Origin of the sequence: Rhizobium sp. M10 (genome assembly GCF_002531955.1) — a bacterium.
GTDB lineage: Bacteria > Pseudomonadota > Alphaproteobacteria > Rhizobiales > Rhizobiaceae > Rhizobium > Rhizobium etli_C.
This window is the reverse complement of record NZ_NWTA01000036.1, coordinates 1-24672: the sequence shown is the minus strand read 5'-3', so window position 1 is coordinate 24672 and position 24672 is coordinate 1. Positions and strand designations below refer to the sequence as shown.

Here is a 24672-nt window from a genome sequence, read left to right as displayed (position 1 = left end):
TGCGGCAGGCTCGACACCCAAACGGTGCCTCGATTTCGACGCTCCTGCATATCACCCAACTAACCTCCTCCATTCCCGTGTCCTCAGGGCTTTGCCCGAGGGATGTCACAGGAATGACGGAGGAGAGGGCCGCTACAACGATCAGCCCTCATCCTGAGGTGCCCCGCAGGGGCCTCGAAGGACGAGGGCGCGTGGCACCAGTGGCCAGCCCCGTCCTTCGAGGCTTCGCCCTGCGGGCTACGCACCTCAGGATGAGGCTGGAGCGAGGGCGCGCCATCAGGCTGGGGAGAGGGTGTGCCGTGCCAGCCCCCTCTGCCCTGCCGGGCGCCGGGGGGCGGCCGCACACCGCAGAGAGCCTGGCAGGCGCCACGCACAACGATCAGCCCTCATCCTGAGGTGCCCCGCAGGGGCCTCGAAGGGCGAGGGCGGGTGGCACCAGTGGCCAGCCCCGTCCTTCGAGGCTTCGCCCTGTGGGCTACGCACCTCAGGATGAGGCTGGAGAGGGCTCACTCCAGCACCAGCCACCCAGAATACCGCACCACCAGCCCGGTCAGCCGCCCGCCGATCTCGACGTGAAAATGAAACCGGCCATCGCGCTCCTCCTCGTAAGTGTCGCCGCCGGGCGCCAGGAACAGCGGCAGCGGGACCCCGAGAAACCGCCAGCCGCGCACGACAAGCCGCAGCCTGTCGCCCTCCGGCACCAGCGCCAAGAGCACCCGGAACGGACCGAAGACCTCGGCGAGCAGGTGCCGGTCGCTGCCCTTGCCCTCGGCCTGCCAGCTGCGGAACGCCTTGCCCCCGAATGTGCGCGTCCAGATCTCACTATCGCCATCGGCGGCAAAGCGCACCGCGACCGGCACATCCTCGCCGGCCGGGGGAAAGCCGATCACGCCGGCGACGAGCCGGGCGAGCAGCCCGCCGCCGCGCTCGATCCGTGCCCGGCCGGAGGCGAGGCGGGTGCCGCCGGCATGGATCGCGGCAAGGGCGGGCGGCAGCTGCTGCCAGGCGCTGCCGAGAATGCGCCGGTAGAGCGGCAGCGGCTCCTCCTCGTAGTCCAGCCGGATGCCCGAGGTGATCTTGAACCGCCGGAAGGCCGCTTCGAAATCCGCAAGCGACAATTCCCCCGCCGCCGGCCGCGCGCCACTCTGGGGCCGGATGCCTTCAAGCAGCCGGCGCACCAGCGCCTCGACGGCGATGACCGGAATGAACGGCCCGTCATCGCCTTCGGCGATCAGATCCCAGCTGGATGTGATCCGCCGCCCGTCGCGATCGAGCCCGGCGGCGCGCACAAACATGCCGCCGCGATGAGCGCCGAGGGCGAAGCGGTGGCTGGCTTCCTGCAGCACCCTGGAAAACGGCCCGAGCGACGGCAGCAGCCGGAGGCGCACCAGCCGGGCGGCAAGCCCAAGCAGCCGCTGCAGCGCCTGCGGCTCGGTGCCGACGCCGGTGAAGGTCGATTGCAGGCCGGGAACGTGCTGCGGCAGCAGCGCAAGATCGGGCGCATCGACCAGCAGGAATTTCCGGCTGGCGAGCGGCGCCACGCCGGGCGGCGCGATCGTCACCCGCATGTCATCGATTAGCCCGGACCCTGCGGCCGGCCGCCCCTCGCGCAGCACCGCCACCGGCTTGCCGGCATAGCTCGATATCGCCCTGACGACATTGAGGCCGATCTTCACATGCGCCGACGGGGCAATGCCCGCCGCCACGCTTTCGATACGGGAGAACTGCGGCGCCATCGCCGCGAGCGCCGCGAAGGAGAGCGCCGGAAGGCTGCTGAGGCCGGAGAGCGCAAAAACGCCCTTGGCCCTCGCCTCGGCATCGAGCCCGCTGATGCCGGCGACGAAGCCGGTGCTGTCGGCAAGATCGGCATAATCGATGTCGAGCCCGATGCAGGCGCGCACGACCTTATAGGGGTCTTCCCCGAAACTCTGGAACGGCCCGGAGGCATCGACGACGAGATCCGGCCGCAGCCGCGTCAGCTGTTCGATGAGATCGCCGTCACGATCGAAGGCGACCGCCTGCAGCCACGCCCCGAGATCGTTGCCGCCGAGGCGCCCGGCCCAACCTCTCGGCGAGCGCAGCTCCGCCACGAAATCATCGGCCTTTTCGAGCGAGCGCCCGGCGATCAGCAGCCTGAGCCGCGGTTCATCGCCGAGCAGCCGCGCCAGCCGCCCGCCGAAAGTGCCGTAACCGCCGATGATCAGCAGCGAGAGCCTCTCGCCGCTCATGTGATGAAGCGGCTCCGCTGCTCCGCTGTCGGCACCATGCAGCTCTGCCGCCCGGCAATCTTCAGCCGGTTGCGGGCGATGAATTCATAAAGCACATCGGCAAGGCGGCGCGGCAGCAGCCGGAAGACCTTGACCAGCGACCAGGGAAAGCCGAGGCCGGCCACCATGCGGATAGTGCCGTCCGACTTGAAGAAGGCGCGGCCATTCTCGATGAGGATATTGGTTTCATAGTCGCGCTCATTCAGCCCATAATGCCGGTAGAGTGCTTCACCGAGCGGCGTCTGGGCGGCGAGGAAGCGGTAGCGCCGCTGCCTGTCGTGCTTCAGCGCGAATTTCACCCAGCCGGAGCAGAAGACGCATTCGCCATCGAAGACGATCAGCGGCTGGTCATCGGCAAAGTCGGGCACATCGGGATCGTTGCGATAGCTGTAAGCGGTGCGCGTCATGGTAATCTCCCCACTCCCGCTTACAACAGCCGGTAGGCGGCGGCAAGCGAAGGCGGCCCATCCGCCGCGATCTCGCCGCGCTCCAGGAGATCCTCGATATGGGCGAGCACGGAAAGGGCCGCCGCGCCATGCAGCTTCGGATCGGTATCGCTGTAGATCGCCTTCACCATCTCGGCAATCGTGCTGTCGCCCGCCCGGATGCGGGCCAGCACCGCCCGCTCGCGCTTCAGCCGATGCGCCTTCAGCGCCGGGAGAAAACTCGCCGGCGCCGTCACCGCCCCGCCATGGCCGGGCAGCAGCAGGCGGTCCTGGCGCGCGATTAGCCGCTCGAGCGAGGCCATGTAATCGGCCATCGCCCCATCCGGCGGCGCGACGATCGAGGTCGACCAGGCCATGACATGATCGCCGGAGAACAGGATATCGCGGCCCTCGAGCGCGAAGGCGGCATGATTGGCCGTGTGCCCCGGTGTCGGCACCGATGTCAGCGACCAGCCATCGCCGGATAGGGTCTGACCGTCACTGAGCGCGATATCGGGCACGAAGGCGAGATCCGAGCTTTCGGAAAAGGGATTGATCTCGCCATCCCTGAGCGGCCGTGCCGGCCGATGCGGCCCCTGGCCCACCGTCACCGCCCCCGTTGCCGCCTGCAGCCGCCTGGCCAGCGGCGAGTGGTCGCGATGCGTGTGGCTGACGAAGATATGCGTCACCTCGCGGCCGGCAAGCGCTGCCATCAGCGCCTGATAATGCGCCTCATCCTCCGGCCCGGGATCGATGACAGCGACCGAGGCGCCGCCGACGATATAGCTGTTGGTGCCGTAAAAGGTGAAAGGCCCGGGATTTTCCGCCGTGATCCGCTCGACCCCTGAAACCACCGGCACGGCGCGCCCATAGGCCGGCTCGAAAGCAAGGTCGAATGCGGGGCTTTCCATGAAGGCGATGATCTCGCGGCCGATGACGTCGCCCATTCCTAGCATGGGCCTTGGCACTCTGCAGCGCATAAATCTGCGCGAGGCGCAACTTAGTCATTGTGACAGACGGAGAGCTTTGCTAATCAGGCGTCGATTTGAGCCGGCGCTTAGCGCCGAAAGCTCTGGTGGGGCGTAGCCAAGCGGTAAGGCAGCGGTTTTTGGTACCGCCATCCCCTGGTTCGAATCCAGGCGCCCCAGCCACACTTGTTTCCGTAATGAAACAAAGGCTAGATGGGCATTTAGCTTAAGAAGGCCGCTTTATGTCTGTTCAATAACCCAGCCACAAGCCTGCCTTTCTCTCGGATTGGCCCACCAGTAACTTCGAGGCTAACAGAATTGGCGACTTGATTCTCGTGAATAGCGGATTGCCAATACAAATCCGCGCAAATACAACCCTTCGAGCTTTGTTAAAACTACGGAAACATGGCCATAACTGACTTGGGGAGCCATTGACGATGGACGCGTTGCAGTTCGAAATAGCTCGTTTCCTCGCCGGAAAGGCTATGCAGAAAAGGCGCACAACCTACCAACAGGTAGGAGAGGCCGTTGGCTGGAACCATCCCACCGGTCGCGGTCTCGGGCCGCATCTTGAAGTGATTTTGCATTATTTATCGGATCGAGGCCTGCCGCCGTTAACTACTATTCTCGTCAAGAAAATGCGTCGCCATCCTGCCGAAGATGCCATGGCTTATATACGAGGAGCGCTGGGCAATATCGATATCGAAGCAGCACAACAAGAAGTGTTCTCGTTCGATTGGAGTACAATTCATGAGCTTGCTCCGATAAGGGACGCTCTCCCAGGAGGCCGTAGCGTCTGGCTGACATCCTTCTGGGGCTTCGACCCTGCGAGCTGGGGGTGCATCGGTTTTGCCGATGAATGGCGACGAAAGGCATATGTGTCTAAGTCCCAGCCCGGCGGGCTGGTCGCCATTTATGTCACAAAAAACAAGGGCCCAGAGAATATGCGTGGCAAAGTGGTTGGCGTGCTCGAGGTGTCGCATGAACTGGGCCATGCGAAAGAGTTCATCGCCGGGGACAGATGGCGCGAAAAGGAGCTGGACCCTGCGAGGAAGGGCAAATGGCCTTATGCAGTAAAGGCGACGCGGGCCTGGCGAATTGTGCCCGAGGATTGGAGGCCTGTCGAAGAGCTTTTTCCCTTGGCCTACGATGGCTCGAACCCCGAACTCATCGGGGCTAACGGTGTTCCCGTATCCCCTGACGAGGCGGAGAATCTTTTCGAACTCGACGTGTACGAGGTTCCCGTCTACGGCAGCGCCAATGCCGTTGACTCAACAATCCAGACTCTAGAGTCGGCATTGGCTCCCAGTCGAGCCGTGAGGCCGGCATCCCGGCCTTACTGGGTCGGTGAAACCGACGGACCAAAGCACCTCTACATGCTGCGACTGAAAGGCGACATCGCAGCCTATCTTGGTCGGACCGCGGAGGACATGGAAGACAAGCACATCATCAAGGTTGGTTTCTCAAAGAGCCCACTTGCTCGACGCGATCAAATCCAGAGCGCATATCCGAAGGGGGCGTTCGAGTGGGAGGTATTCAAGCCGGATCCTCAGCCTGAAAACGCTCCCTACGCCAATGCCGAGGTTGCTATCGCTGGCGAGGACGCGATGAAAAGACGGCTTGTGGACCAAGGAGCCGAAGTGCTCGGAGGAGAATTCTTCCTGGCCGAGGATTGGCTAATTTACAACACCTGGATCGCCGGCAAAGTCGCAGCGGAAAACGCTCAGGCGAGCGATGACGCATAGCCACATTGGTGTGTCTCTTAGGATTTCTCAGTGGCGGGTGAGACAGAGAATTCAGCTCCCGCCTGCGAGCGGCTGAGCATCTTCCGCTGGCCTTCCGCCGGGCCTTGCAAGAATGCTTACGTATGCAATTTACGAAATACGCTATGAATTCCTACTGCATTACGCTTTCGATTTGCGCCAGCCGGCCGCCCAAGCATCAAATTCCGAGCAGAACCAACGTTCTCCATACCGTGGACTGATCTTGGTCTGTGCGTAGTATCGCTGCCCTGGCACGTGGAAGATGCGCTCGCCGGTCTCGATGCTGATATTGCCCTTGATCTTGCACGATTGTCCGGAGCCGCCAGAAGCGTTCCATGACGCTAGCAAGTCGCCGATGGTCATGCCGCCGGCTGCACCAAACGTGAGCGCGCCGATCACCAAGCCCGGAAACTTGAGGAGCACCAATCTCTTCTGCGGATTGCGATAACTGTGACGCATGCCCATCTCCGTCATTTCGCGCGGAGATTGTAACTGCGTTAGAGCACGACGAATATCTATCCAAAAGGCTTATCCGCACCTGCTAGGGGCAAGTGGGCCGTGAAACGAGTCAATAATGAATATGGGTCAATTGCCTTTTAAGCCGTTGCTGATGTTATGTCGGCATGACAAAGCCGCCTCGCAAGCCTTCCCAGCCGCTGCTCGGCGATGCGGAAGCGCCGCTCCGCAGCCGGCGCGCCGCCGGCGCGATCCCGCACAGCCGCAACTCCCCCTTGATCCTATGCCGGCCCGCATCGACCCGTGCCTGGCGCTTTTGAAGCCTCGCCCGCCCAAAGGTCGGCAATGGGCTTTCGAGGTGAAATGGGACGGCTATCGCCTTGCCGTCCATATCGAACCATCGGGCGTGGGCATTCTGATGCGCGGCGGGCACGACTGGACTGGAGCTGCGGAGGCACCGGCTGCTAAACCGGTTGTTCTATGCACATCCATCCACGTCGCCATCTTCATTGAGATTGTGCCACCAGAAGCCGCTCCCAATTAGGACTGCGAAGGCAGTTGTCGGGAAACGGTCAAGGCCGCTCGCGGAAACGCGTTCAGACGAACTGAAGGACGCCTTGCCACACAGCCCGCGATTGAGGAATGTGAGACTCGATAGAATCAGTTGTTCACCTCAGGTCCATAATGCGCGATCTTCACAATCCTTTTGTTACTAAGTCATTTCTCCGCTCGGTTTGGGCACTCGATTATGAGGCATACAAAGATAGTGAAGACGAAAAAGCATTGCTTCTACGCCTGAGAAATTGGTCTAAACGCGCAGATCTGAAAGAGACATCAGCCGAGTCAGCTCTGCTCGATGAGTTCTTCAAAAAAACCTGGGGTTACTCCGAGTCTGGGCAAAAAGACGAAGGCGAAGCTTTTTCACTCTACCCGAAATTTCAAGTGAAGGGAGCTGGCGCTGGTGGCGGCAAGGGCGAAGCAGATGCAGCTCTTGGTCATTTCAAGAAGGACCATGCCACACTCGTCCCGCAGGTCTTGTGTGAGTTCAAGGACATCAAGAGTTCGCTGGACGCGCCCCAAAAACGAAAGGGGAATACGAGGTCGCCTGTTAAGCAGGGTCTAGATTATCTGGCAGCGGCCCGCCGCGATTATATGGCCGACGATCCTGTTTTGCCGACATGGGCGATTATAACAGATATGAACGAGTTCCGCCTTTATTGGGCTGATCGCGGTCATCAACAGTTCATGCGATTTACCATCCAACCCAAAGATCTTTTTCAAGGTCAAGGATTGTTGGGTGATGGCGAAGATGCTCGCTTCGACCGTTTCTTGTTCGCGCGCTTATTCCATAGGGACACGCTGCTCGTCCAAGGATTGGCTGGGAAATCTCCACTCGCGCAGATCATCTCACAGCAATGGGTCAGAGAGCGGAAGCTAGAGTCGGAGTTCTATGCTGAGTACCGCGCCTTCAGAGACAACCTCTACCAGGCACTCCTTGAAAGCAACCCAGAGGGTACGGACCGTTTTCCCGGCACCAAAGGCCGACTGGTACGTCTGGCGCAGAAGATTCTTGACAGATGCTTGTTCGTGTTCTTTTGCGAAGACATGGGTGGAGCGCTTGGCTTCCCGCCCCAACTGCTAAGGGATTTCCTGATCTACCAAAGCAGGGACCCGTATTTTGACCCAAACGGCGGCACGGTTTGGGAAAAACTCCTATCCCTGTTCCGCGCTATGAACGACGGCTCCGCTTTTGGAGAAAAGAAGCTCAACAAGTTTAATGGTGGTCTTTTCGCCGCGGACCCTGAGCTCGAGCGGCTGAGAGTGCCCAACAAAGTCTTCTGCCAGCAAGGCCAGGGACAGAACGAGGCCAGCCTTTATGCCTTTAAGCTGACCCTTTTGTATCTATCTGCGTCCTATAACTATGCCTCTGGCTGGGCCGAGGGCCTTACGAATCCTCCAGTCGACCAAGAAATCAGGTTTGGCGATCCTGCGAAGCAGGACCCTTCGAAAAGCCTTGGCTTGTACACTTTGGGCCGTATCTTCGAACAGTCCATAACCGAACTGGAAATCCTTGAAGCGGAGGCCGACGGTCGGCCATCTTTAAACCAGGAGGGCAAACGCAAGAGAGACGGCGTCTATTATACGCCGGAATGGGTGGTCGAGCACATCGTGTCGGAGACTGTCGGGTCCAGAATCCATGACCTCAAGATAAAGTGCGGCTGGCCGGCTCCGAGCACGAACAAGCTCCCAACCGAGGACGAGATTAAGGCCTTCGAAGAAGAATTCAAGAACCTCAAAATCGTTGACCCCGCTTGCGGTTCTGGCGCGTTCCTGATCACAGTTTTGCGCTTCCTGGTCGATGAATGGCGCGCGACGCAGGAGGTTCGCAAGCAGGTCAGCAAGGACTTCAAAACCCGCGAAGGCGAAATGGACGCGGTAATACGCGACATTTTGCGCGAGAACATCTATGGCGTTGATATCAACCCTGCATCTGTGGAACTGACGAAACTTGCGCTATGGCTTCACACAGCGAGGGGTGACAAACCCCTATCATCGCTTGATGCGCATATCCGTGAAGGCAATAGCCTTATCGATAAATCATTTTATGTAGGCCTCCTGCCATATGATGCCGAAGAGCAAGAGCGCATCAATGCGTTCGATTGGAAGGACGCCTTTCCGGAGGTTGAAGAGCGCGGGGGCTTCGATGCCGTCGTCGGCAACCCGCCCTACGTCAAACTTCAGAATTTTCGGAAGGTCCATGCCGACGTGGCTGGCTTTTTGAAGACTGACCGTGCCGGGAACGAAACCTATGCCAGCACGCAGTCGGGCAATTTCGACCTCTATCTTCCATTTATCGAAAAAGGCATTCAGCTACTGAACGACAACGGTCGTCTCGGTTATATTGCTCCGAGCCTATGGATCATGAATGAATATGGTGACGGTCTTCGAAAATGGGTCGCCGCAGGTCGGCACCTGTATGGCTGGATCGACTTCCAGTCCTTCCAGGTTTTCGATGAAGCAACCACCTACACGGCGCTCCAGTTTTTCTCAAAGTCTGCCAATGATGGGGTCAAAGTCGCATATGCGCCAAAGGGTGTTATTTCGGACGGCTTCTGGTCAAATGATAAATCGCTTCTTTCCTATCAGGAGATAAAGTTCGGGGATCGTTGGCTCTTGGCGACGGGGCAGGAGCGCAAGCTCATCAGCAAGCTTTACAACAAAAGCCGCCGCTTGGACGCATCAGAAGTAACCACACATATCTTCCAAGGCCTGATCACGAGCAAGGACTTCGTATATCACCTAAAAAAGAAGTCACCTGGCCATTATATATGCGCACCAACGGGCGACGACGCAGCGCCCCCATACGAGGTCGAGATTGAAGATTCCATAATGAGACCTTTGGTCTCCGGACCCGAGGCGAAGCGTTATATTGATCCAGAAACTGACACCTACTTATTGTTCCCCTATCAAATTGTAGCAGGTGGCAAGGTAACTCTTTTAAGCGAGAAGGAATTGAAGCGTACTTATCCCTCGGCTTGGAAATATCTTCGTTCGTGGGAAAAAGTGCTCAGAGCGCGCGAGGACGGTGCGTTCGATTGCAACGAATGGTATCAATTCGGGCGCCCACAAAATCTCGACAAGCAGGAAACTGAGAAGCTGATAGTAGCTCAGACCGTTCCTAGCATGCGCGTTTGTGCCGACAGGTCCAAATCAAACTATCTAAACAACGTTCGCGTGAATGGTATTCTGCCAGCCAAGACGTCTAACATTTGGTATCTATTGGGCGTTCTGAACTCTCCCGTCTGCAATTTCGTTTTTCGTCGCATCGCGAAACCGAAAGACGGCGGTTATTTCGAGGCGAACAAGCAGTTCATCGGGCCTTTGCCCATTGCGAATGCTGCGGCAGACAAGCAAACCAGAGTCGCAGAACTTGCTTTGCGGCTTCAGAACCTTCACACGCAGCGCCGTGATGCGTTGACGGAAATCTCTCGAAGAAGTGGGGTCCTGAAATATCGTAACAGGCCAGAAATGTGGCTGTTTCCCACCTTGAAAAGCAAGAAGGACTTGGAAGGCGAGGCACCTGGAAAGCTTGGGCTCGACGCGAGGAAAGCTTGGGCGAGTCAACGTTATCAGCTTGCTTTGGATGCTCGTCTGTCCGATCTAGGAGCTAACCTTGCGCCCGGAGCCAGCTTAGACGCCGAGTTCACAGATGGCGAGTTGAAGTTCTTCATCGGCGGCCACGTCGCGATCGACAAGATATTCTTGCCCGAGGCTGAGGGAGAGTTCATCGCCGCCCAGTGGAAAGTCTTGGCCTCGACATATTCCGTCACCGAAAAGACCGATGGCAAGAAGTTTGCCAACGTGCTGAGAAAAATAGGAGAAAGCGGCAACGCCGCATTGGTCACCCAGATCATCGAGCGGCAACAAAAACTTGCCGAGATCGAAGCGGAGATCGCAAAGGCCGAGGCCGCGGTGAATGCCCTTGTCTATGCTCTATACGGCTTGAATGCCGCGGAAATTTCTATAGTCGAGGGAGCTTGATGTGATGGTCTTGCTTCCTAGATCGGGTAAATTAACGGGTTCTGACGACGCGGTTACTTTTTCCATTATTAGCAGAGCTTCGGCTTCGGCCTTTGAAATATCGTGATCGACCATACGCCCTCCCATGCATTGCTTCGGTTGAGATGGCGCATTGAATTGCAATTGGTTTAAATATCCATCCACATTTTCGTTCGTTGTTGTAGTAGGTTCATTGCGTGCACTAAATCGACGTTCGACTCTTGCTGTGCGATTGCTCAAGAAAAGCATGCTGGCAAACATCGAGCGAGCTTGCGGCAACTTCGATAACCGGCCGCTCTTGCCCCTTACCCGCGCCCCGCAAACAGCCGAATCCCAGTCAACTCCGCCAACCTCCCCACCAACGCAGTCTGAAACTCAACATCGGTCACCTCGGCCGCCGCCTCCCGCCGCTGCTGGTGATACCAATAACCGCCGCTCACCCTGGCGGCGCCATCATCGCTCGTCGCCAGCCATGTCTGCGTGAGGTGTCCTATCTCAAGGTCATCCAGCGCGCCGGTGCCGCCCATCTTGGTCGGTACCCCGCCGGGCGACGGTATTGCTCAGGACATCCGACCAGCGGCGGGCGATGGCTCCAACCACTGCTATTTTAATCGCTCAACTCCCAAAAAATGATGCGGTGTCTCACAACTTAATCTTGCGTGCAAATCTGCGGTAGGACATCTTGCCTTCAATTGGAGGGCAAAATGAAGATTTTAGGATGGGCGTATTCGAGGAATACGGGACACACTCACGAAGTTGCGAATTATCCAATCGGTGAGACTGACATCGAGATCGACTCTGACGGGAACGTACGCGTGAAGGTAATAACCAAAGAAATTTCGCTTACCGGCCAATACGTGTTGAGCGTCCGACTTACCCCTGGCGAAATCGAGATGATCCACTCGGAACTTAAAACCGGCGATCTGAAAAAAAGATTAGAGAAGCTTGAGGAGCGATTGGGCGAACCTGATTAATTCCTCAATGAGTGCCTCCGTATTCGATTTTTCTGCGTGTTGGCGCCGCCCCAGCTGCGTCGAAGCGACAAGTCGAATACGCGTTGTCAAATAACGCTCAGCGCCCAACGCCCAATAAACTATCGGTTTCGTTTGCTACTGCTGCTGTTCGAATAAATGGACACCCGTTAGCTCCGCCAGCCTCCCCACCAACGCATCCTGAAACCCCATATCACCAACCTCCGCAGCCGCCTCGCGCCGCTGCCGATGATACCAATAGCCGCCGCTGACCCTGGCCGCACCATCATCGCTCGTCGCAAGCCACGTCTGCGTCAGATGCCCCATCTCCAGATCATCCGGCGCGCCGGCGCCGCCCATTTTGGTCGGCACCCAGCCGGGGTCGACGGCGTTGCTGAAGACATCCGGCCAATGGCGGGCGAGGGCGGCGGCGAGGGTGGCGATGTAGAGCTTGCTTTCCGAATAGGCCTGGCTGGCGTTCCATGGCCGCCGCTTCCAGTCGATATCGTCGAGGCTGCTGGCGCCGCTGCGGTGCATGCCGCTCGAGAGATAGATCAGGCGGTCGGGGCGGGTGATCCAGGCGGTGAGAAGATAGGGGGCGAGCACGTTGACCGCCAGCGTCTTGGCGTGACCATCAGGCGTTTCGCCGCGGCTGCGTTCGAGGTAGATGCCGGCATTGTGGATGACGGCGTCCATGCGGCCGATGGCGTTGACCTGTTCGGCTATGGAGCGCGTCTCGGCGGCGCTGGCGAGATCGCCGATGACGAGGCCGAGGGAGGCGGCTGATGTCTCTGCGATGGCGGCGGCGCGCTCGCGGGAGCGGGCGTGGAGGACGACGTCATGGCCTTGGCTGATGAGGGTGCGGGCGGCGGCAAGGCCGAGGCCATCGGTGGAACCGGTGATGAAGATGCGGCTCATGGGGTTTCCTTTCGCGGTGGCGTGGTGGGGGGCAGAGTGCTTGGGTGGGGGTGCTTGGGTCAAGCCTTGGGATGAGGGAGGGTGGGGAGGGTCTTGAGTGCGACATTCGACGCAGACGATCGGGGAGGGGGCAGCCCCTCATCCGGCTGCCGCCACCTTCTCCCCGCTTGCAGGGCGAAGGGAACAAGCCGCGGCCTCTCCGTCCCTCGCCGACGTCTCACAGGGCACGTCCCCTCGCCCCGTTTACGGGGAGAGGGTTAGGGTGAGGGGCAGTTTTTTTGGCGGAGCTCCATCAGCGGCGGGCATGGGTCCTCGGGTCAAGCCCGAGGACGACGGAGGGTGGGGGAGCGTTGCTGCCAAACCCACCCGCTCACGCGCCTACTTCCGGCCGTCAGCCCGCCGGCCGCACTCACGCGCCCGCTTCCCGCCGCCGCTCCGCCCCGGCAGCGATCGTCTGCACCAGCTCATCCACCTCGCGCGCCAGCCGCTCTAGCGGCAATCCCACGAACCGACCCTCCAGGCTGATGCTGACCACCCCATGGACGGCGCTGAAGAGGGTGCGGGCGCGGATGGCGCGGTCTTCGGGTGGCATGTCGGGCTGCAGTTCGGCGAGCGGTTCGGCGATCACGTCCATCAGGAAGAGGTGTTCGTCGAGGTGCCATTGCGGCGTCGGGCTGGTGTCGGGGGGGAAGTGGTCGAACAGCGCCTTCCAGAGGTTGCGGTGCTCGACGGCGAAGGCGAGGTAGCCCTGGGCGAGGTTGCGCAGCCGATCGGTCGGGCTTTTGTCCCGGGCTTCGGGAAGCGTCAGCTTCGCCTCCAAGGCCTTCAACGTCGAGGAGTTGACGTGGATGACGAGCTCGGCGAGGTCGGAGAAGACGGTGTAGAGGCCGCCGAGCGCGCAGCCGGCGTCCTGGGTGATGTCGCGGGCGCGCAGATTGGTCAGCCCGTCGCGGGCGATGCGCTCGCGCGCCGCCTCGATCAGCCGCGCCTTCAAATCCTCGCGTTTTTCTTCTCGCCTGCCGGCCATTAACCATTTCCCTTCGATTTTTTGAACGACGTTCAAAAATTATCTTGAACGTCGTTCATGATTCTGCCATAACAGCACTCGTGAACAACGTTCATAAACCGGAGGCAAGAAATGTTCAAACTGATTTCTATTCTCTTGCGGGGCAGGGCACATGATGCCGAGCAGGCCTTTGCCGATCGCCACGCCGTGCCGCTGCTTTCCCAGCAGATCCGCGATGCCGCCCAGGCGATCCAGTCTGCCCGCCGCAGCGTCGCCGTCGCCATCGCCCAGAACGAGCAGGAAAAGGCGCAGCATCAGACGATCCTCAGCCGCATCGCCGATCTCGAGACCCGCGCCTGCGCGGCGCTGGATAAGGGCAATGAGGGCCTGGCCCGCGAGGCGGCCGAGGCGATCGCCTTTCTCGAAGCCGAGCGCGATGCTTCGGTGGCGGCGCAGGCCCAGTTCACCACCTCGATCGGCAAGCTGAAATCAATCGTCCGTTCGGCCGAGGCGCGGCTGCAGGAGCTGCAGCGCGGCGAGCGGCTGGCCCGGGCGACCGAAGAGGCGCAGAAGCTCGATGTCGTCGTCGCCGGCCCTGGCCTTGCCACCCTCGACGAGGCCGAGGAGACCCTGGCGCGGCTGCGCCTGCGCCAGAGCCAGAACGAGCTGACGGCGGCCGCGCTGAAGGACATGGAAAGCATCACCCGGCCGGCCGGCATCATCGAAAAGCTTGCCAATGCCGGCTGCGGCACGCCGCTCACTTCGTCTGCCGATGACGTGCTCGCCCGGCTGAAGAGCCGCATCACCCCGGCCGCCTGAATTCATCCATTCAACCATTCACCCCTAAAAATTGAAGGGTCACTACCATGAACGACAGTTTCCAGAAACATTCCGCCAGCTGGGTCAGCTTCTCCTACATCTCCTTCGGCTCGGCCGCCTTCATGCTGGCGCTCGGCCTCTATATGATGCCGCTCGATCTCTGGGGCAAAGGCTATCTCGCCATGGGCATATTGATGCTGGTGCAGACCACGGTGAACATCACCAAGACGCTGCGCGACAATGCCGAATCCGAGAAGCTGATCCGCAAGGTCGAGGATGCCCGCACGGAAAAACTGCTCGTCAAATTCAATCGTAGCGATGAAGATTGATCTTCCTTAACCACAGCGCAGAGTTGTTGCCGCATTCAACCAATGGGTAACAACTCTGTGGCCTTCTCGACGTGCCGAAAGAGGGACCACGCCCGTGCAACACAATCTGATGACGTCTAGGAAATTCGCGCCGCTGTTCTGGACCCAGTTCCTCACGGCCTTCAACGATAATTTTCTGAAGAACACGCTGGTGTTCCTCATTCTCTTCAAGATGTCGGCGAGCGAAGGGGCTGCCCTGGTGACGCTCGCCGGCGTCATCCTCATCGTGCCCTTCCTGCTGCTTTCGGCGCTCGGCGGCGAGCTTGCCGACAAGCATGACAAGGCGAAGATCGCCGAACTCTTGAAACGCTGCGAGATCGCCATTGCCGCGCTCGCCGTCGTCGGCCTCGGCTTTTCCTCCATCTCAGTGCTGATGGCAGCCCTCTTCGGCTTCGGCACCGTCTCGGCGCTGTTCGGGCCGATCAAATACGGCATCCTGCCCGATCATCTCGATCGCCGCGACCTGCCGAAGGCCAATGCCTGGATCGAGGGCGGCACCTTCATCGCCATCCTCGCCGGCACGATCATCGCGGCACTTGCGTTTTCCAGCGGCGACAATGTGCTGCTCTTCGGCTCGATGATGATGGGGCTGTCGCTGCTCTGCTGGCTCGCCAGCCGGATGATCCCGCCGACCGGCTCCAAGGCGCCGGATCTTGAGATCGACCGCAACGTCATCCGCTCCAGCTACACCCTCGTCCGGGAAATCCGCGAGGACAAGCGGCTGTGGCGCTCGGCGCTGATGAACTGCTGGTTCTGGCTGGTCGGCGCCTTCGTGCTCTCGATCCTGCCGACCATGGTGACCGAGCTGCTCGGCGGCTCCGAGCTCGTCGTGCCGGCCTATCTCACCGTCTTCGCCATCGCCGTCGCCGTCGGCTCGGCCATCGCCGCCTGGATGTCGTCGGGCCGCATCGTGCTCTTGCCGGCCCCGGTCGGCACGGCGCTGCTCGGCCTCTTCAGCCTCGATCTCGCCTGGAACCTCTGGGGCCTGGCCTCGACCGCGCATGCGACGACGATCCTCGATTTCTTCGCCGGTCAAAACACCATCCGCGTCGCCATCGATCTCGCCGGCATGGCGATCTCCGGCGCCTTCATCGCCGTGCCCACCTTCGCCGCGCTGCAGACCTGGGCGCATGAGGACCGCCGCGCCCGCGTCATCGGTGCGGCCAACGTGCTGTCGGCGCTGTTCATCACCGTCGGCCTCGGCCTCGTCGCCGTCATCCAGGCGCTCGGCGCTTCCATCCCGCAGATTCTGATCGGCCTCGGCATCCTCAACTTCGCTGTCGCCTGGCTGATGTTGAAGACGCTGCCGACCAATCCCTTCCGCGATTTCATCTCGATCCTGTTCCGCGCCTTCATGCGCCTCGAGGTCGAGGGGCTGGAGAATATCAAGAAGGCCGGCCGCGCGCCGATCATTGCGCTGAACCACGTCAGCCTGCTCGATGGCGCGCTTGCGCTTGCCATCACCGAGGAGGAGCCGACCTTCGCCGTCGATTACAAGATCGCCCAGGCCTGGTGGGTGCGGCCCTTCCTGAAAATGTGCAAGTTCCTTCCGCTCGACCCGACCAAGCCGATGGCGACGCGCTCGCTGATCAAGGTGGTGCAGGACGGCAGCCCGATCGGCATCTTCCCCGAGGGCCGCCTGACGGTGACGGGAACGCTGATGAAGGTCTATGACGGCGCCGCCATGGTCGCCGACAAGACCGGCTCGATGGTCGTGCCGGTCAAGATCGACGGGCTGGAGAAGAGCTATCTCTCCTATCTCGGCGACGGCAAGATCCGCCGCCGGCTGTTTCCCAAGGTCAAGGTCACCATTCTCGAGCCGGTGAAGCTCGAAATGCCGGCCGATCTGAAAGGCCGCAAGCGCCGCACGGCGGCGGGGGCTGCCCTCTATCAGGTGATGTCGAACCTGTTGTTCGAGACCGCCGATACCTCGTCGACCGTGCTCGGCCGCGTCATTCAGGCGGCCCAGGAATTCGGCATGAAAAAGCCAGCCGTCGAGGATCCGGTCACCGGCAGCCTCACCTATGGCAAGCTGTTGACGGGTGCCGCCGTGCTCGGTGCAAAATTCCGCGCCCGCTTTCCGGAGGCAAACATCGGCGTCATGCTGCCGAATGCCAATGGCGCCGCCGCCACCATTCTCGGCGTCATGAGCGCCGGCAAGGTGCCGGCCATGCTGAACTTTACCGCAGGTGCCGCCAATATCCTCTCTGCCTGCAAGGCTGCCGAGGTGAAACATGTGCTGACCTCGCGCGCCTTCGTCGCCCAGGCCAAGCTCGGCTCCGTCGTCGAGGAGCTGCAAAAGCAGGTGACGATCGTCTGGCTCGATGATCTCAGAGCCGAGATCGGCGCGCTCGACAAGATCCGCGGGCTGCTGCGCAAGGGCCGGCCGCTGGTGAAACGCCGGCCGGATGATCCGGCCGTCATCCTCTTCACCTCGGGCTCGGAAGGCACGCCGAAGGGCGTGGTGCTGACCCACCGCAACATCCTGTCGAACGCCGCCCAGGCCGCCGCCCGCATCGATTTCCACAGCGGCGACAAGGTGTTCAACATCCTGCCGGTTTTCCATTCCTTCGGGCTGACGGCCGGCACCGTGCTGCCGCTGATCTCAGGCGTGCCGGTCTATTTCTATCCCTCGCCGCTGCATTACCGCATCGTGCCGGAGCTGATCTATGTCTCCAACGCCACGATCATCTTCGGCACCGATACCTTCCTCAACGGTTATGCCAGGACGGCGCATCCTTACGACTTCCGCTCGATCCGCTATATCTTCTCCGGCGCCGAGCCGGTGAAGGCTTCGACCCGCCACACCTATATGGAAAAATTCGGCCTGCGCATCCTGGAAGGCTACGGCGTCACCGAGACCGCGCCTGTTATCTCCATCAACACGCCGATGTACAACCGCTCCGGCACGGTCGGCAAAATCCTGCCGGGCATGGAATGGAAGCTCGAACCGGTGCCCGGCATCGATGAGGGCGGCCGGCTGCATGTGCGCGGCGCCAATGTCATGGCCGGGTATCTGCGCGCCGAAAAGCCCGGCGTGCTCGAACCGCTCGCCGATGGCTGGCACGATACCGGCGACATCGTCACCATCGACGAGGACGGCTTCGTCAAGATCCGCGGCCGCGCCAAGCGCTTCGCCAAGATCGGCGGCGAAATGATCTCACTCGCCGCCGTCGAAACACTCGCCGCCGAACTCTGGCCCGGCGCGCTGTCGGTCGTCTCGTCGCTCCCCGATCCCAAGAAGGGCGAGCGCCTGGTGCTGCTCACCGAAGCCGAAACCGCCACCCGCACCGAATTCCTCGCCTTCGCCAAATCCAAGGGCGCCATGGACATGATGGTCCCGGCCGAGGTCACCATCGGCAAGGTGCCGGTGCTCGGATCCGGCAAGGTCGATTTCGTCGCGGCGCGCAAGCTGGCGGAGAGCGTGGCCGAGAAGGGGGAGGCGGCGTAGGCGTGGCTTGGCCGGCAGGCGCCGGACAAATTCATGCAAAGTGCTTGCGGCATGGATACTCGGGTCAAGCCCGAGTATGACGGAGAGTGGGGGATGCGATCGGCAGGAGTCGAAACGTTTGGAGGAATTCCAGCAAGATGCGCGGGCGGTTTTGATTAGGAATTGCGTAAACAATGACGGCAGTTCTGACAATCACCACGCACTTACGGTCCTTGCCGCATACGTTCCACCAACCTCCGTCGTCCTCGGGCTTGACCCGAGGACCCACGGCCGCGAGCGCTGACGACAAGGCGAAGCTCGACCGCGACCGGACACATGCAAGCGGAATGCGTGCGGCATGGATACTCGGGTCAAGCCCGAGTATGACGGAGGGTGGGGGACCTGATCGGCAAGAGACGAGACGTCTGAGGAATTGACGGGGGTGTGGAGAGGCGTCGGCAAGAGACGGAAGGTCCGGGAGGAATTCCAGCAAAATGCCCGAGCAAGTCTTGGGTGGGGATCGCGTAGCACGAACAGCGGCATTGCCGATAAATCAACGCCCACCTGCGGTCCTTGCCGCGCCGTTTCCCCCACCCTCCGTCGTCCTCGGGCTTGACCCGAGGACCCATGGCCGCAAGCGCTGCGTTCGCTTCACCACAGCGTCGGATAGAGATCCTCCCACTCGGGATTCATCGCCTCGACCAGATCGACCTTCCATTGCCGATACCAGCGTTTCAATGACTTCTCGCGCTGGATCGCACTGCCGATGTCCCAATGCTCCTCGTACCAGACGAGACGGGTGCATCCGTATTTCCAGGCAAAGCCGGGCGTCAGTCCTTCGCGATGCTCATAGATGCGGCGCTCCAGATCGGAGGTCACGCCGATATAGAGAGTGCCGTTTTTCTGGTTGGTGACGATGTAGACATATCCCGCCATGGCGGCAGAGTGCTTGGTTGTGGATACTCGGGTCAAGCCCGAGTATGACGGAGGGTGGGGGTGAGGATTGGCAAGAGGCGAGACGTCTTGAGGAATTCCAGCAAGATCCGTGGGTGGTTTTAGCTGGGAATTGCGCAAAGACGGCAATTCCAACAAAATCGCCGCTGCATTTACGGTTCTTGCCGCATAGGCTCCCCCACTTTCCGTCGTCCTCGGGCTTGACCCGAGGACCCATCTCCACGAGCGCTGCGGTCAAACCCGAGTGTGACAGAGGGTGATGAACGAGGAGAAGAAACACACCTTGCGAATAGAGGGATCGCGGCATGTCCCTTCTCCCCTGGAGAAGGCGGCGGCAGCCGGATCAGGGCTGGCCTCCCACTCCTGAAGTGTCAAAGTGCCGCCTTGATTTTCTCGGCGACGTCGGCCGGGACCCATTGCGTCCAGATGGCTTCGTCCTGCTGCAGGAAGCGCTTGGCGCCGTCTTCGCCGGTGCCCTGGTTTTCGGTTTCCCAGGCCATGATCTTGCCGACCGTGTCGTTGCTCCAGCCGCGCTTGTTGAAATAGGCCATGACTTCGGGGCTGGTACGATCGGCGAATTTCTTGGTCAGTACGGTCATCACCTTGTCGACCGGCCAGTCGGCGACCTTCGGGTCAGGGCAGGCGAGGTTGGTGATGCAGCGCTTCCATTCGACCGGATCGGCCGCACCATTCTGCTTGAGCATCACCAGCTGATATTTACCGAGCAGCGCCGTCGGCGCCCAGTAGTAAGTGATGAAGCCTTGCTTGCGTTCATAGGCCTTGCCAATCGCGCCATCGAGGCCGGCGGACGAGCCCGGGTTCATCAGCGTGAAACCCTTGTCGGCCGCCTTGTAGGCCTTGAACAGCTGCGTCGTCACGACGGTCGCGCCCCAGCCTTCGGCGCCGTTGAAGATCACGCCCTTGCTCGGGTCTTCCTGATCGGGGAAGAGGTCGGGATGGGCAAGGGCGTCTTCGACGGTCTTGATCTCGGGATGGGCGTCGGCGACATATTTCGGGATCCACCAGCCCTGTATGCCGCCATCGGGAAGGGCCGGGGCGCCGAAGACGATCTTACCTTCCTGGATGCCGCGCGGAACGATCTCCGGCAGGAGGTCGACCCAGGTTTCCGACGAGACGTCGGGTTCGCTCTTTTCGACCATCGATGTGGTCGTCGGCACCGTATCGCCGGGAACGGTCTCGACGTTGCAGCCGTAACCGTTCTCGAGGATGAACTTGTCGACGAAGGTCAGGACTTCGGCGCTCTGGGCATTGTGCACGGCCAGCACCACGTCGCCGCATTCGGCAGCGTGGGAAAGCGATGCGCCGCCGGCAAGGCCGGCCAGCAGACATGTGGATGCAAGCAGTTTTTTCATTGTCGTTCCCTCTGTTCTGCGGCGTCGGTAAGCCAGGGCGCCGCGTCCCTGTTTAGAAATAGCTGGCCACCGGCTCGCCGAGCGCTTCGAGGCGCGGCGTGATCCCGAGGCCGGGGGCGGCAGGCGCGGTGACGCGGCCGTTGCGCACGGTAAAATCGCCGTCGGCGGTCTTGATGGCGACGATGTCGCGGCATTCGAGCACGCAGCGCAGGTTCTTTTCCGGCACCGTCTGGCCGAGATGGACGATGGCCGCGAAGGCGATGTCCGAGCCGGTCGTTTCCTGGACGCTGACGGTGTAACCGGCGGCGACCGAAATATCGCGATGCCGGCGGCCGCGGGTCAGCCCGCCATTCTTGGAAATCTTCAGGCCGATGCCTTCGGCGGCGTCGTCGCTGAGGAGCTGGGCGATCGCCGCATCGTCGGTCGCCAGTTCGTCGAAGATGATCGGCACATCCGTGCGCCGGCGCAGCGACAAACATTCGCGCCAGGTCGCGCAGGGGGCTTCGAGCACGAAATCGAGCCCGGCCGGCAGCAGCCGCAGCATGCGCAGCGCGGTTTCAACAGTCATGCCGCCATTGGCATCGACGATGAAGAATTCGCCCGGCCGCTTGTCGGCGAGCGAGGCGGCAATTCTGGCGGCATCGACGGCCGGCTCGTCACCGATCTTGACCGAATGGGCGATATAACCGAGCTGGCGATGTTCGCCGACGCGCCGGCGCATATCGTCCGGATCGCCCATATAGATCGACGAAATGACAGGCATTTTGACATCGGTGCGCCCGCCGAGCAGGTCGCAGACCGGCAGGCCGACCGATTTGCCGAAGAGATCCCAGCAGGCGACGTCGAGCGCCGTTTTGGCGTGGAGATGCCCGACCAGCGCATGGTCCATGGCGTCATTGATGCGGTCGACGCGGCGGGGATCGAGCCCGATCAGGCTGGGCGCGATCTCGGCGATGCCGGCGCGCACGCCAAGCGCGTGAGAGGCGATATAGGTCGATCCGAACGGCGTGCTCTCGCCCCAGCCCTCCAGCCCGTTCTGCGTGGTGATCCTGACGATCGTCGCGTCGAAGCTTCTGTATTCCCGGCCGCCCGACAGCCGGTAGACGCCGCCGCGATAGGGCAGCTCGACCTGGAAGACATCGATTTTTTCGATTTTGAGTTCGCTCATTTTGGCTCTTCTATTCGGGGATCACTTCTATTCAGGGATGACGAGGACGAGCTTGCCGGCGATGCGCTTCGACAGGAAATCGCGCTGCGCCTCGACGATCTCGCTTAAGGGATAGCTCTTGCCGACGAGCGGCTTGATTTCGCCGCGCTCGACATAGGAGACGAGGTTTTCGAAGACGACGTCCTCCTGGAAGGTGCAGCCGAAGAAGGTCAGGTCCTTGAGATAGAGGGTTCGGACGTCGAGCTCGACGATCGGCCCGGCGATGGCGCCGGCAACGGCGTATCGCCCGCCCTTTTTTAAGGCACCGAGCAGCTCGCCGAAGGAGGGTCCGGCGGCGACATCGAGGGCGACGTCGACCGTTTCCTGGCCGAGCGCGGCGACGATGCTTTCGCCGCGCGCAAGGACGCGGTCGGCGCCGATCGCCAGCAGCTGGTCGGCCTTGTCGGGGCTCGAGATCGCCGTGACGGTCGCGCCGCGGCGTTTTGCCAGCTGGATCGCCGCCGAGCCGACGCCGCCGGAGGCGCCGGCAATCAGCACGTGCTCGCCGGCCCCGACGGCCGCCCGGTGCAGCATGCCCTCGGCGGTGGAATAGGCGCAGGGTAGCGACGCCAGCTCGACATCGCTCCAATCGCAATCGACCCTGTATGTCTCGCGCGCCGGCGCCACCGCATATTGGGCAAAGCCGCCATCGCATTCCGAGCCGAAGGTCCAGCATTCGAACGGACGATAATCGACATAGGAACGCAGCATGTTGCGCACCAGCACCCGCTCGCCGATCCTGATGGGATCGACACCGTCCCCGACATCGACGATCCGCCCGCAGCAATCGGCCCCCTGGATGCGGGGAAAGGCGAGCGGCACGCCGGACCAGCTGGCGTCGGCGTCCTGGGCCGACTGGAAACCTGCCGCCCCGCCGCTGTCCGTGCCTGTTGTCACCGCCTTGGAATACCAGCCGATGCGGGTGTTGATATCGGTGTTGTTGATGCCGGCCGCAGCAACGCGGATCAGCACCTCGCCGGCTTTGGCCCGGGGAAGCGGAATGTCGTCACGATATTCCAGCTTTTCGAAACCGCCATGGCCGGTGAGGAGAACCCCCTTCATCCGCTTGGGCAACGCCTGCAAGGCTTGTTTCGACTTGGTCGTCTCGATGTTCATGCCTGTTCGGGACCTTGGAAAAGAGTGCCGCTCAACGCGCCGACAGGCACCGGACGGGCGCCTTCTCCTCGCGACACGCTGTCGATGGGTCTTATGAAAGCGGCAGCGAGGCCTTGAAGACAAGACACATAAAAATCCGCCATGCGTTGAGCTGAACTCAAGACAGGGCGGCAAAGTCGGGTTATTATGGCGGCAATATCAACACCAGACATCGGTGAGGATCAAAATGGTCCGTCGTTTCTATGGCCTGCCGTCGCTGACTGCCCTTGCCACCTTCGAGGCCTCCGCCCGGCACGGCAATTTCACCCTGGCGGCGGACGAGCTCAACGTCACCACGGGGGCCGTCAGCCGGCAGATCAAGTCGATCGAGCAGGAACTCGGCGTCCCCCTCTTCGTGCGCACCGGCAAGGGCGTGATGCTGACGGCGCCCGCCGAGGAATTGTACCGGGCTCTGGCGAGCGGGTTCAGCAGGGCTTCCGAGGTGGTCAATTCGATCAAGCAGGGAGATAGCGCCCGCAATGTGACGATTGCCTGCAGCGAGGTGTTCGGCTCGATGTGGCTCATTCCCCGCATGCCGGATTTCTGGCGGCGCTTCACCGATATATCGGTCGATCACCTGATCGGCGACAACTTCAAGGTCTTCCGCCGCTCCGAGCTGGAGCTGCGCATCCGCTACGGATCGGGCAAATGGATCGACGAGACGGCGGAATTCCTGTTCGACGATTGCCTCTACCCGGTCTGCAGCCCGGGTTTTGCCGAAAGGCATGCGGGCGCCTCGGCCGCCGATCTTGCCGATCTGCCGCTGTTGAATGTCGAGTGGGTCGAGCCCGGCTGGACCGGCTGGGAAGAGGTGCTGCTGCGCGCCGGCGTGCCCTATCGCGGCCTCAGCGGGAGACGGTTCGGCAAGTTCAGCGTCGCCCTCCAGGCCGCCATGGCCGACCAGGGCCTGGTCGTCGGCTGGCATCGCCTGGTCGGGCCGCTGGTCGAAAAGGGCGATCTGGTGCGTTTCACCGATTTGGTCGTTCCCGATCCGGGCGCCTATTACCTCACCTGGAACAACACCCGCGAGCTTCCTGCCGCGGCGCTATCGCTGCGCGACTGGATCAGGATGCTCGCCGAAGAGGAACGAAGGGCGCCGATGCCTTTGACGCGCCAACTCGGGTGAAACCGTCCCGGTGGACGCTTTGGCGCATTTGGCGGCCGTGCCGCCGCACTCCTCACCCTCCGTCGTCCTCGGGCCTGACCCGAGGACCCATGCGGGCGGGCGCTTCGTTTCTGTTGAGCTGACAAGACGGCGGCCGAACAAAATTCAAGCGGGTGCTTGCGGCATGGATACTCGGGTCAAGCCCGAGTATGACGGAGGGTGGGGGAGCGCGAGTGGCAGGAGGGGAGACGTCTGGAGGATGCCAGCAAACGCGCGGGCGGTTTTGCGTGGGAAGCGCGTAAACAAATGGGCAATTCCAATAACCGCTACGCTTACGGTTTCTGCCGCATAGGTTCCCCCACCCCCGTCGTCCTCGGGCTTGACCCGAGGACCCATGCGGCAAGCACGGCGTTCGCATCACCACAGCGTAAGATAGAGATCGTCCCATTCGGCGGCGGATGAGGCGCGCCCGGCACGGCATGCCCTCTCTCCAGCCTCATGCCGCCTCTCCAGCCTCATCCTGAGAGCCTGTGAATGTTTGGTGGCGGAGGCGATTTTATTGTGATTCTGTTGGGTCGTTGATTTGCTTGGGGGATGATGGTGGGCGACGACCTGTTCGAAGGATTGGCGGCACATGGAGCGCGGCGAAGTGCTCAGGTGGGGCGCGGTGCGGCGCGCATGCGCGAGCCGGTGCGCGATCAGATCGAGTTGCGTGCCGTGGATATCGACAGCTTGATCGGCCAGGATCACGCGGTGCGCGTCATTTGGAGCTATGTCGAGGGACTGGATCTGAGCGCGCTCGAAGATCGGATCAAGGCGCGCGAGCACAGGCCGGGCCATCCGCCGATTTCGCCACGGCTTTTGCTGGCGCTGTGGCTCTATGCCAGCAGCGACGGCGTCGGCAGCGCGCGGGCGCTGGAACGGCTG

17 protein-coding genes, 1 tRNA gene and 3 pseudogenes are annotated in these 24672 nt (G+C 61.4%); 10 read left to right on the top strand and 11 right to left on the bottom strand.

Annotated elements, in window-relative coordinates:
- Nucleotides 1-506 precede the first annotated feature (506 nt).
- From CO671_RS31090 to CO671_RS31080, 3 genes are read right to left on the bottom strand one after another with little or no spacing between them, the layout of a single operon-like run.
- Nucleotides 507-2228 carry a DUF4166 domain-containing protein gene (locus CO671_RS31090; RefSeq protein WP_097609004.1) on the bottom strand — a complete coding sequence of 574 codons (1722 nt, stop codon included), beginning with the start codon at nucleotides 2226-2228 and terminating at the stop codon, nucleotides 507-509.
- On the bottom strand, nucleotides 2225-2674 hold the full coding sequence (locus tag CO671_RS31085) for a DCC1-like thiol-disulfide oxidoreductase family protein (RefSeq protein WP_097609003.1): 450 nt from the start codon (nucleotides 2672-2674) through the stop codon (nucleotides 2225-2227). Before CO671_RS31085 ends, CO671_RS31090 begins: the two co-directional genes overlap by 4 nt.
- 20 nt (nucleotides 2675-2694) lie before the next feature.
- Entirely contained in the window at nucleotides 2695-3603 is a 909-nt protein-coding gene (locus CO671_RS31080; RefSeq protein WP_097609015.1) for an MBL fold metallo-hydrolase, read from the bottom strand.
- 165 nt (nucleotides 3604-3768) lie between these two features.
- Between CO671_RS31080 and CO671_RS31075 the strand changes: the two genes are divergently transcribed.
- Together CO671_RS31075 and CO671_RS31070 are read left to right on the top strand one after the other, a co-directional pair.
- Nucleotides 3769-3843 (top strand) — tRNA-Gln (locus tag CO671_RS31075).
- A gap of 254 nt (nucleotides 3844-4097) precedes the next feature.
- Nucleotides 4098-5405: a hypothetical protein gene (locus CO671_RS31070; RefSeq protein ID WP_097609002.1), complete on the top strand. Its 1308-nt coding sequence runs from the start codon at nucleotides 4098-4100 to the stop codon at nucleotides 5403-5405.
- 159 nt (nucleotides 5406-5564) lie between these two features.
- On the opposite strand, the gene CO671_RS31065 is transcribed toward CO671_RS31070, so the two are convergent.
- Entirely contained in the window at nucleotides 5565-5882 is a 318-nt protein-coding gene (locus CO671_RS31065; RefSeq protein ID WP_097609014.1) for a succinoglycan biosynthesis protein exoi, read from the bottom strand.
- 164 nt (nucleotides 5883-6046) lie between these two features.
- Between CO671_RS31065 and CO671_RS31060 the strand changes: the two are divergent.
- Nucleotides 6047-6321, top strand: a pseudogene (locus CO671_RS31060) (ATP-dependent DNA ligase); the annotation flags it as partial.
- A gap of 242 nt (nucleotides 6322-6563) precedes the next feature.
- Nucleotides 6564-10421, top strand: coding sequence for an N-6 DNA methylase (locus CO671_RS31055; protein ID WP_097609001.1), 3858 nt, complete (start codon nucleotides 6564-6566; stop codon nucleotides 10419-10421).
- A 323-nt stretch (nucleotides 10422-10744) separates the two neighbouring features.
- On the opposite strand, the pseudogene CO671_RS31050 reads toward CO671_RS31055, so the two are convergent.
- A pseudogene (locus CO671_RS31050) lies at nucleotides 10745-11051 on the bottom strand (daunorubicin C-13 ketoreductase); the annotation flags it as partial.
- A gap of 92 nt (nucleotides 11052-11143) precedes the next feature.
- Between CO671_RS31050 and CO671_RS31045 the strand changes: the two are divergent.
- A complete protein-coding gene (locus CO671_RS31045; protein WP_097609000.1) occupies nucleotides 11144-11413 on the top strand; it encodes a hypothetical protein in 270 nt (89 codons plus the stop codon).
- A 135-nt stretch (nucleotides 11414-11548) separates the two neighbouring features.
- Here CO671_RS31045 and CO671_RS31040 read toward each other — a convergent pair whose 3' ends face one another.
- Both CO671_RS31040 and CO671_RS31035 read right to left on the bottom strand, forming a co-directional pair.
- Nucleotides 11549-12328 carry an SDR family NAD(P)-dependent oxidoreductase gene (locus CO671_RS31040; protein WP_097608999.1) on the bottom strand — a complete coding sequence of 260 codons (780 nt, stop codon included), beginning with the start codon at nucleotides 12326-12328 and terminating at the stop codon, nucleotides 11549-11551.
- Nucleotides 12329-12737: 409 nt separating this feature from the next.
- Nucleotides 12738-13355, bottom strand: a complete 618-nt coding sequence (locus CO671_RS31035; RefSeq protein WP_097608998.1) for a TetR/AcrR family transcriptional regulator — start codon at nucleotides 13353-13355, stop codon at nucleotides 12738-12740.
- A gap of 111 nt (nucleotides 13356-13466) precedes the next feature.
- Here CO671_RS31035 and CO671_RS31030 point away from each other — a divergent pair, with 111 nt between their 5' ends.
- The 3 genes from CO671_RS31030 to CO671_RS31020 all read left to right on the top strand — a co-directional run bounded on the left by CO671_RS31030 (nucleotide 13467) and on the right by CO671_RS31020 (nucleotide 17972).
- A complete protein-coding gene (locus CO671_RS31030; RefSeq protein WP_097608997.1) occupies nucleotides 13467-14153 on the top strand; it encodes a PspA/IM30 family protein in 687 nt (228 codons plus the stop codon).
- A 47-nt stretch (nucleotides 14154-14200) separates the two neighbouring features.
- Nucleotides 14201-14482 (top strand): YiaA/YiaB family inner membrane protein, encoded by a 282-nt coding sequence (locus CO671_RS31025; protein WP_003569708.1) that lies wholly within the window; start codon nucleotides 14201-14203, stop codon nucleotides 14480-14482.
- Nucleotides 14483-14576: 94 nt separating this feature from the next.
- On the top strand, nucleotides 14577-17972 hold the full coding sequence (locus CO671_RS31020; RefSeq protein ID WP_097608996.1) for an acyl-[ACP]--phospholipid O-acyltransferase: 3396 nt from the start codon (nucleotides 14577-14579) through the stop codon (nucleotides 17970-17972).
- Nucleotides 17973-18602: 630 nt separating this feature from the next.
- On the opposite strand, the gene CO671_RS33935 is transcribed toward CO671_RS31020, so the two are convergent.
- The 4 genes from CO671_RS33935 to CO671_RS31000 all read right to left on the bottom strand — a co-directional run bounded on the left by CO671_RS33935 (nucleotide 18603) and on the right by CO671_RS31000 (nucleotide 22601).
- Nucleotides 18603-18887 (bottom strand): GIY-YIG nuclease family protein, encoded by a 285-nt coding sequence (locus tag CO671_RS33935; RefSeq protein WP_097608995.1) that lies wholly within the window; start codon nucleotides 18885-18887, stop codon nucleotides 18603-18605.
- 389 nt (nucleotides 18888-19276) lie between these two features.
- Nucleotides 19277-20278, bottom strand: a complete 1002-nt coding sequence (locus tag CO671_RS31010) for a glycine betaine ABC transporter substrate-binding protein (protein WP_097608994.1) — start codon at nucleotides 20276-20278, stop codon at nucleotides 19277-19279.
- A gap of 52 nt (nucleotides 20279-20330) precedes the next feature.
- Entirely contained in the window at nucleotides 20331-21446 is a 1116-nt protein-coding gene (locus tag CO671_RS31005; RefSeq protein WP_097608993.1) for a mandelate racemase/muconate lactonizing enzyme family protein, read from the bottom strand.
- A gap of 27 nt (nucleotides 21447-21473) precedes the next feature.
- The gene (locus tag CO671_RS31000) at nucleotides 21474-22601 is read right to left on the bottom strand and encodes an alcohol dehydrogenase family protein (RefSeq protein WP_097608992.1); all 1128 of its coding nucleotides are present in this window, start codon (nucleotides 22599-22601) and stop codon (nucleotides 21474-21476) included.
- A 226-nt stretch (nucleotides 22602-22827) separates the two neighbouring features.
- On the opposite strand from CO671_RS31000, the gene CO671_RS30995 reads away from it, so the two are divergent.
- Entirely contained in the window at nucleotides 22828-23766 is a 939-nt protein-coding gene (locus CO671_RS30995; protein WP_097608991.1) for a LysR substrate-binding domain-containing protein, read from the top strand.
- 573 nt (nucleotides 23767-24339) lie between these two features.
- Nucleotides 24340-24672 (top strand): annotated as a pseudogene (locus CO671_RS30990) (IS5/IS1182 family transposase); the annotation flags it as partial.

What these genes read in the sequence shown, in the direction of transcription:
- CO671_RS31090 (WP_097609004.1), bottom strand. Translation starts at nt 2,228, where the DNA reads ATGAGCGGCGAGAGGCTCTCGCTGCTGATCATCGGCGGTTACGGCACT.
- CO671_RS31085 (WP_097609003.1), bottom strand. Translation starts at nt 2,674, where the DNA reads ATGACGCGCACCGCTTACAGCTATCGCAACGATCCCGATGTGCCCGAC.
- CO671_RS31080 (WP_097609015.1), bottom strand. Translation starts at nt 3,603, where the DNA reads ATGGAAAGCCCCGCATTCGACCTTGCTTTCGAGCCGGCCTATGGGCGC.
- CO671_RS31070 (WP_097609002.1), top strand. Translation starts at nt 4,098, where the DNA reads ATGGACGCGTTGCAGTTCGAAATAGCTCGTTTCCTCGCCGGAAAGGCT.
- CO671_RS31065 (WP_097609014.1), bottom strand. Translation starts at nt 5,882, where the DNA reads ATGCGTCACAGTTATCGCAATCCGCAGAAGAGATTGGTGCTCCTCAAG.
- CO671_RS31055 (WP_097609001.1), top strand. Translation starts at nt 6,564, where the DNA reads ATGCGCGATCTTCACAATCCTTTTGTTACTAAGTCATTTCTCCGCTCG.
- CO671_RS31045 (WP_097609000.1), top strand. Translation starts at nt 11,144, where the DNA reads ATGAAGATTTTAGGATGGGCGTATTCGAGGAATACGGGACACACTCAC.
- CO671_RS31040 (WP_097608999.1), bottom strand. Translation starts at nt 12,328, where the DNA reads ATGAGCCGCATCTTCATCACCGGTTCCACCGATGGCCTCGGCCTTGCC.
- CO671_RS31035 (WP_097608998.1), bottom strand. Translation starts at nt 13,355, where the DNA reads ATGGCCGGCAGGCGAGAAGAAAAACGCGAGGATTTGAAGGCGCGGCTG.
- CO671_RS31030 (WP_097608997.1), top strand. Translation starts at nt 13,467, where the DNA reads ATGTTCAAACTGATTTCTATTCTCTTGCGGGGCAGGGCACATGATGCC.
- CO671_RS31025 (WP_003569708.1), top strand. Translation starts at nt 14,201, where the DNA reads ATGAACGACAGTTTCCAGAAACATTCCGCCAGCTGGGTCAGCTTCTCC.
- CO671_RS33935 (WP_097608995.1), bottom strand. Translation starts at nt 18,887, where the DNA reads ATGGCGGGATATGTCTACATCGTCACCAACCAGAAAAACGGCACTCTC.
- CO671_RS31010 (WP_097608994.1), bottom strand. Translation starts at nt 20,278, where the DNA reads ATGAAAAAACTGCTTGCATCCACATGTCTGCTGGCCGGCCTTGCCGGC.
- CO671_RS31005 (WP_097608993.1), bottom strand. Translation starts at nt 21,446, where the DNA reads ATGAGCGAACTCAAAATCGAAAAAATCGATGTCTTCCAGGTCGAGCTG.
- CO671_RS31000 (WP_097608992.1), bottom strand. Translation starts at nt 22,601, where the DNA reads ATGAACATCGAGACGACCAAGTCGAAACAAGCCTTGCAGGCGTTGCCC.
- CO671_RS30995 (WP_097608991.1), top strand. Translation starts at nt 22,828, where the DNA reads ATGGTCCGTCGTTTCTATGGCCTGCCGTCGCTGACTGCCCTTGCCACC.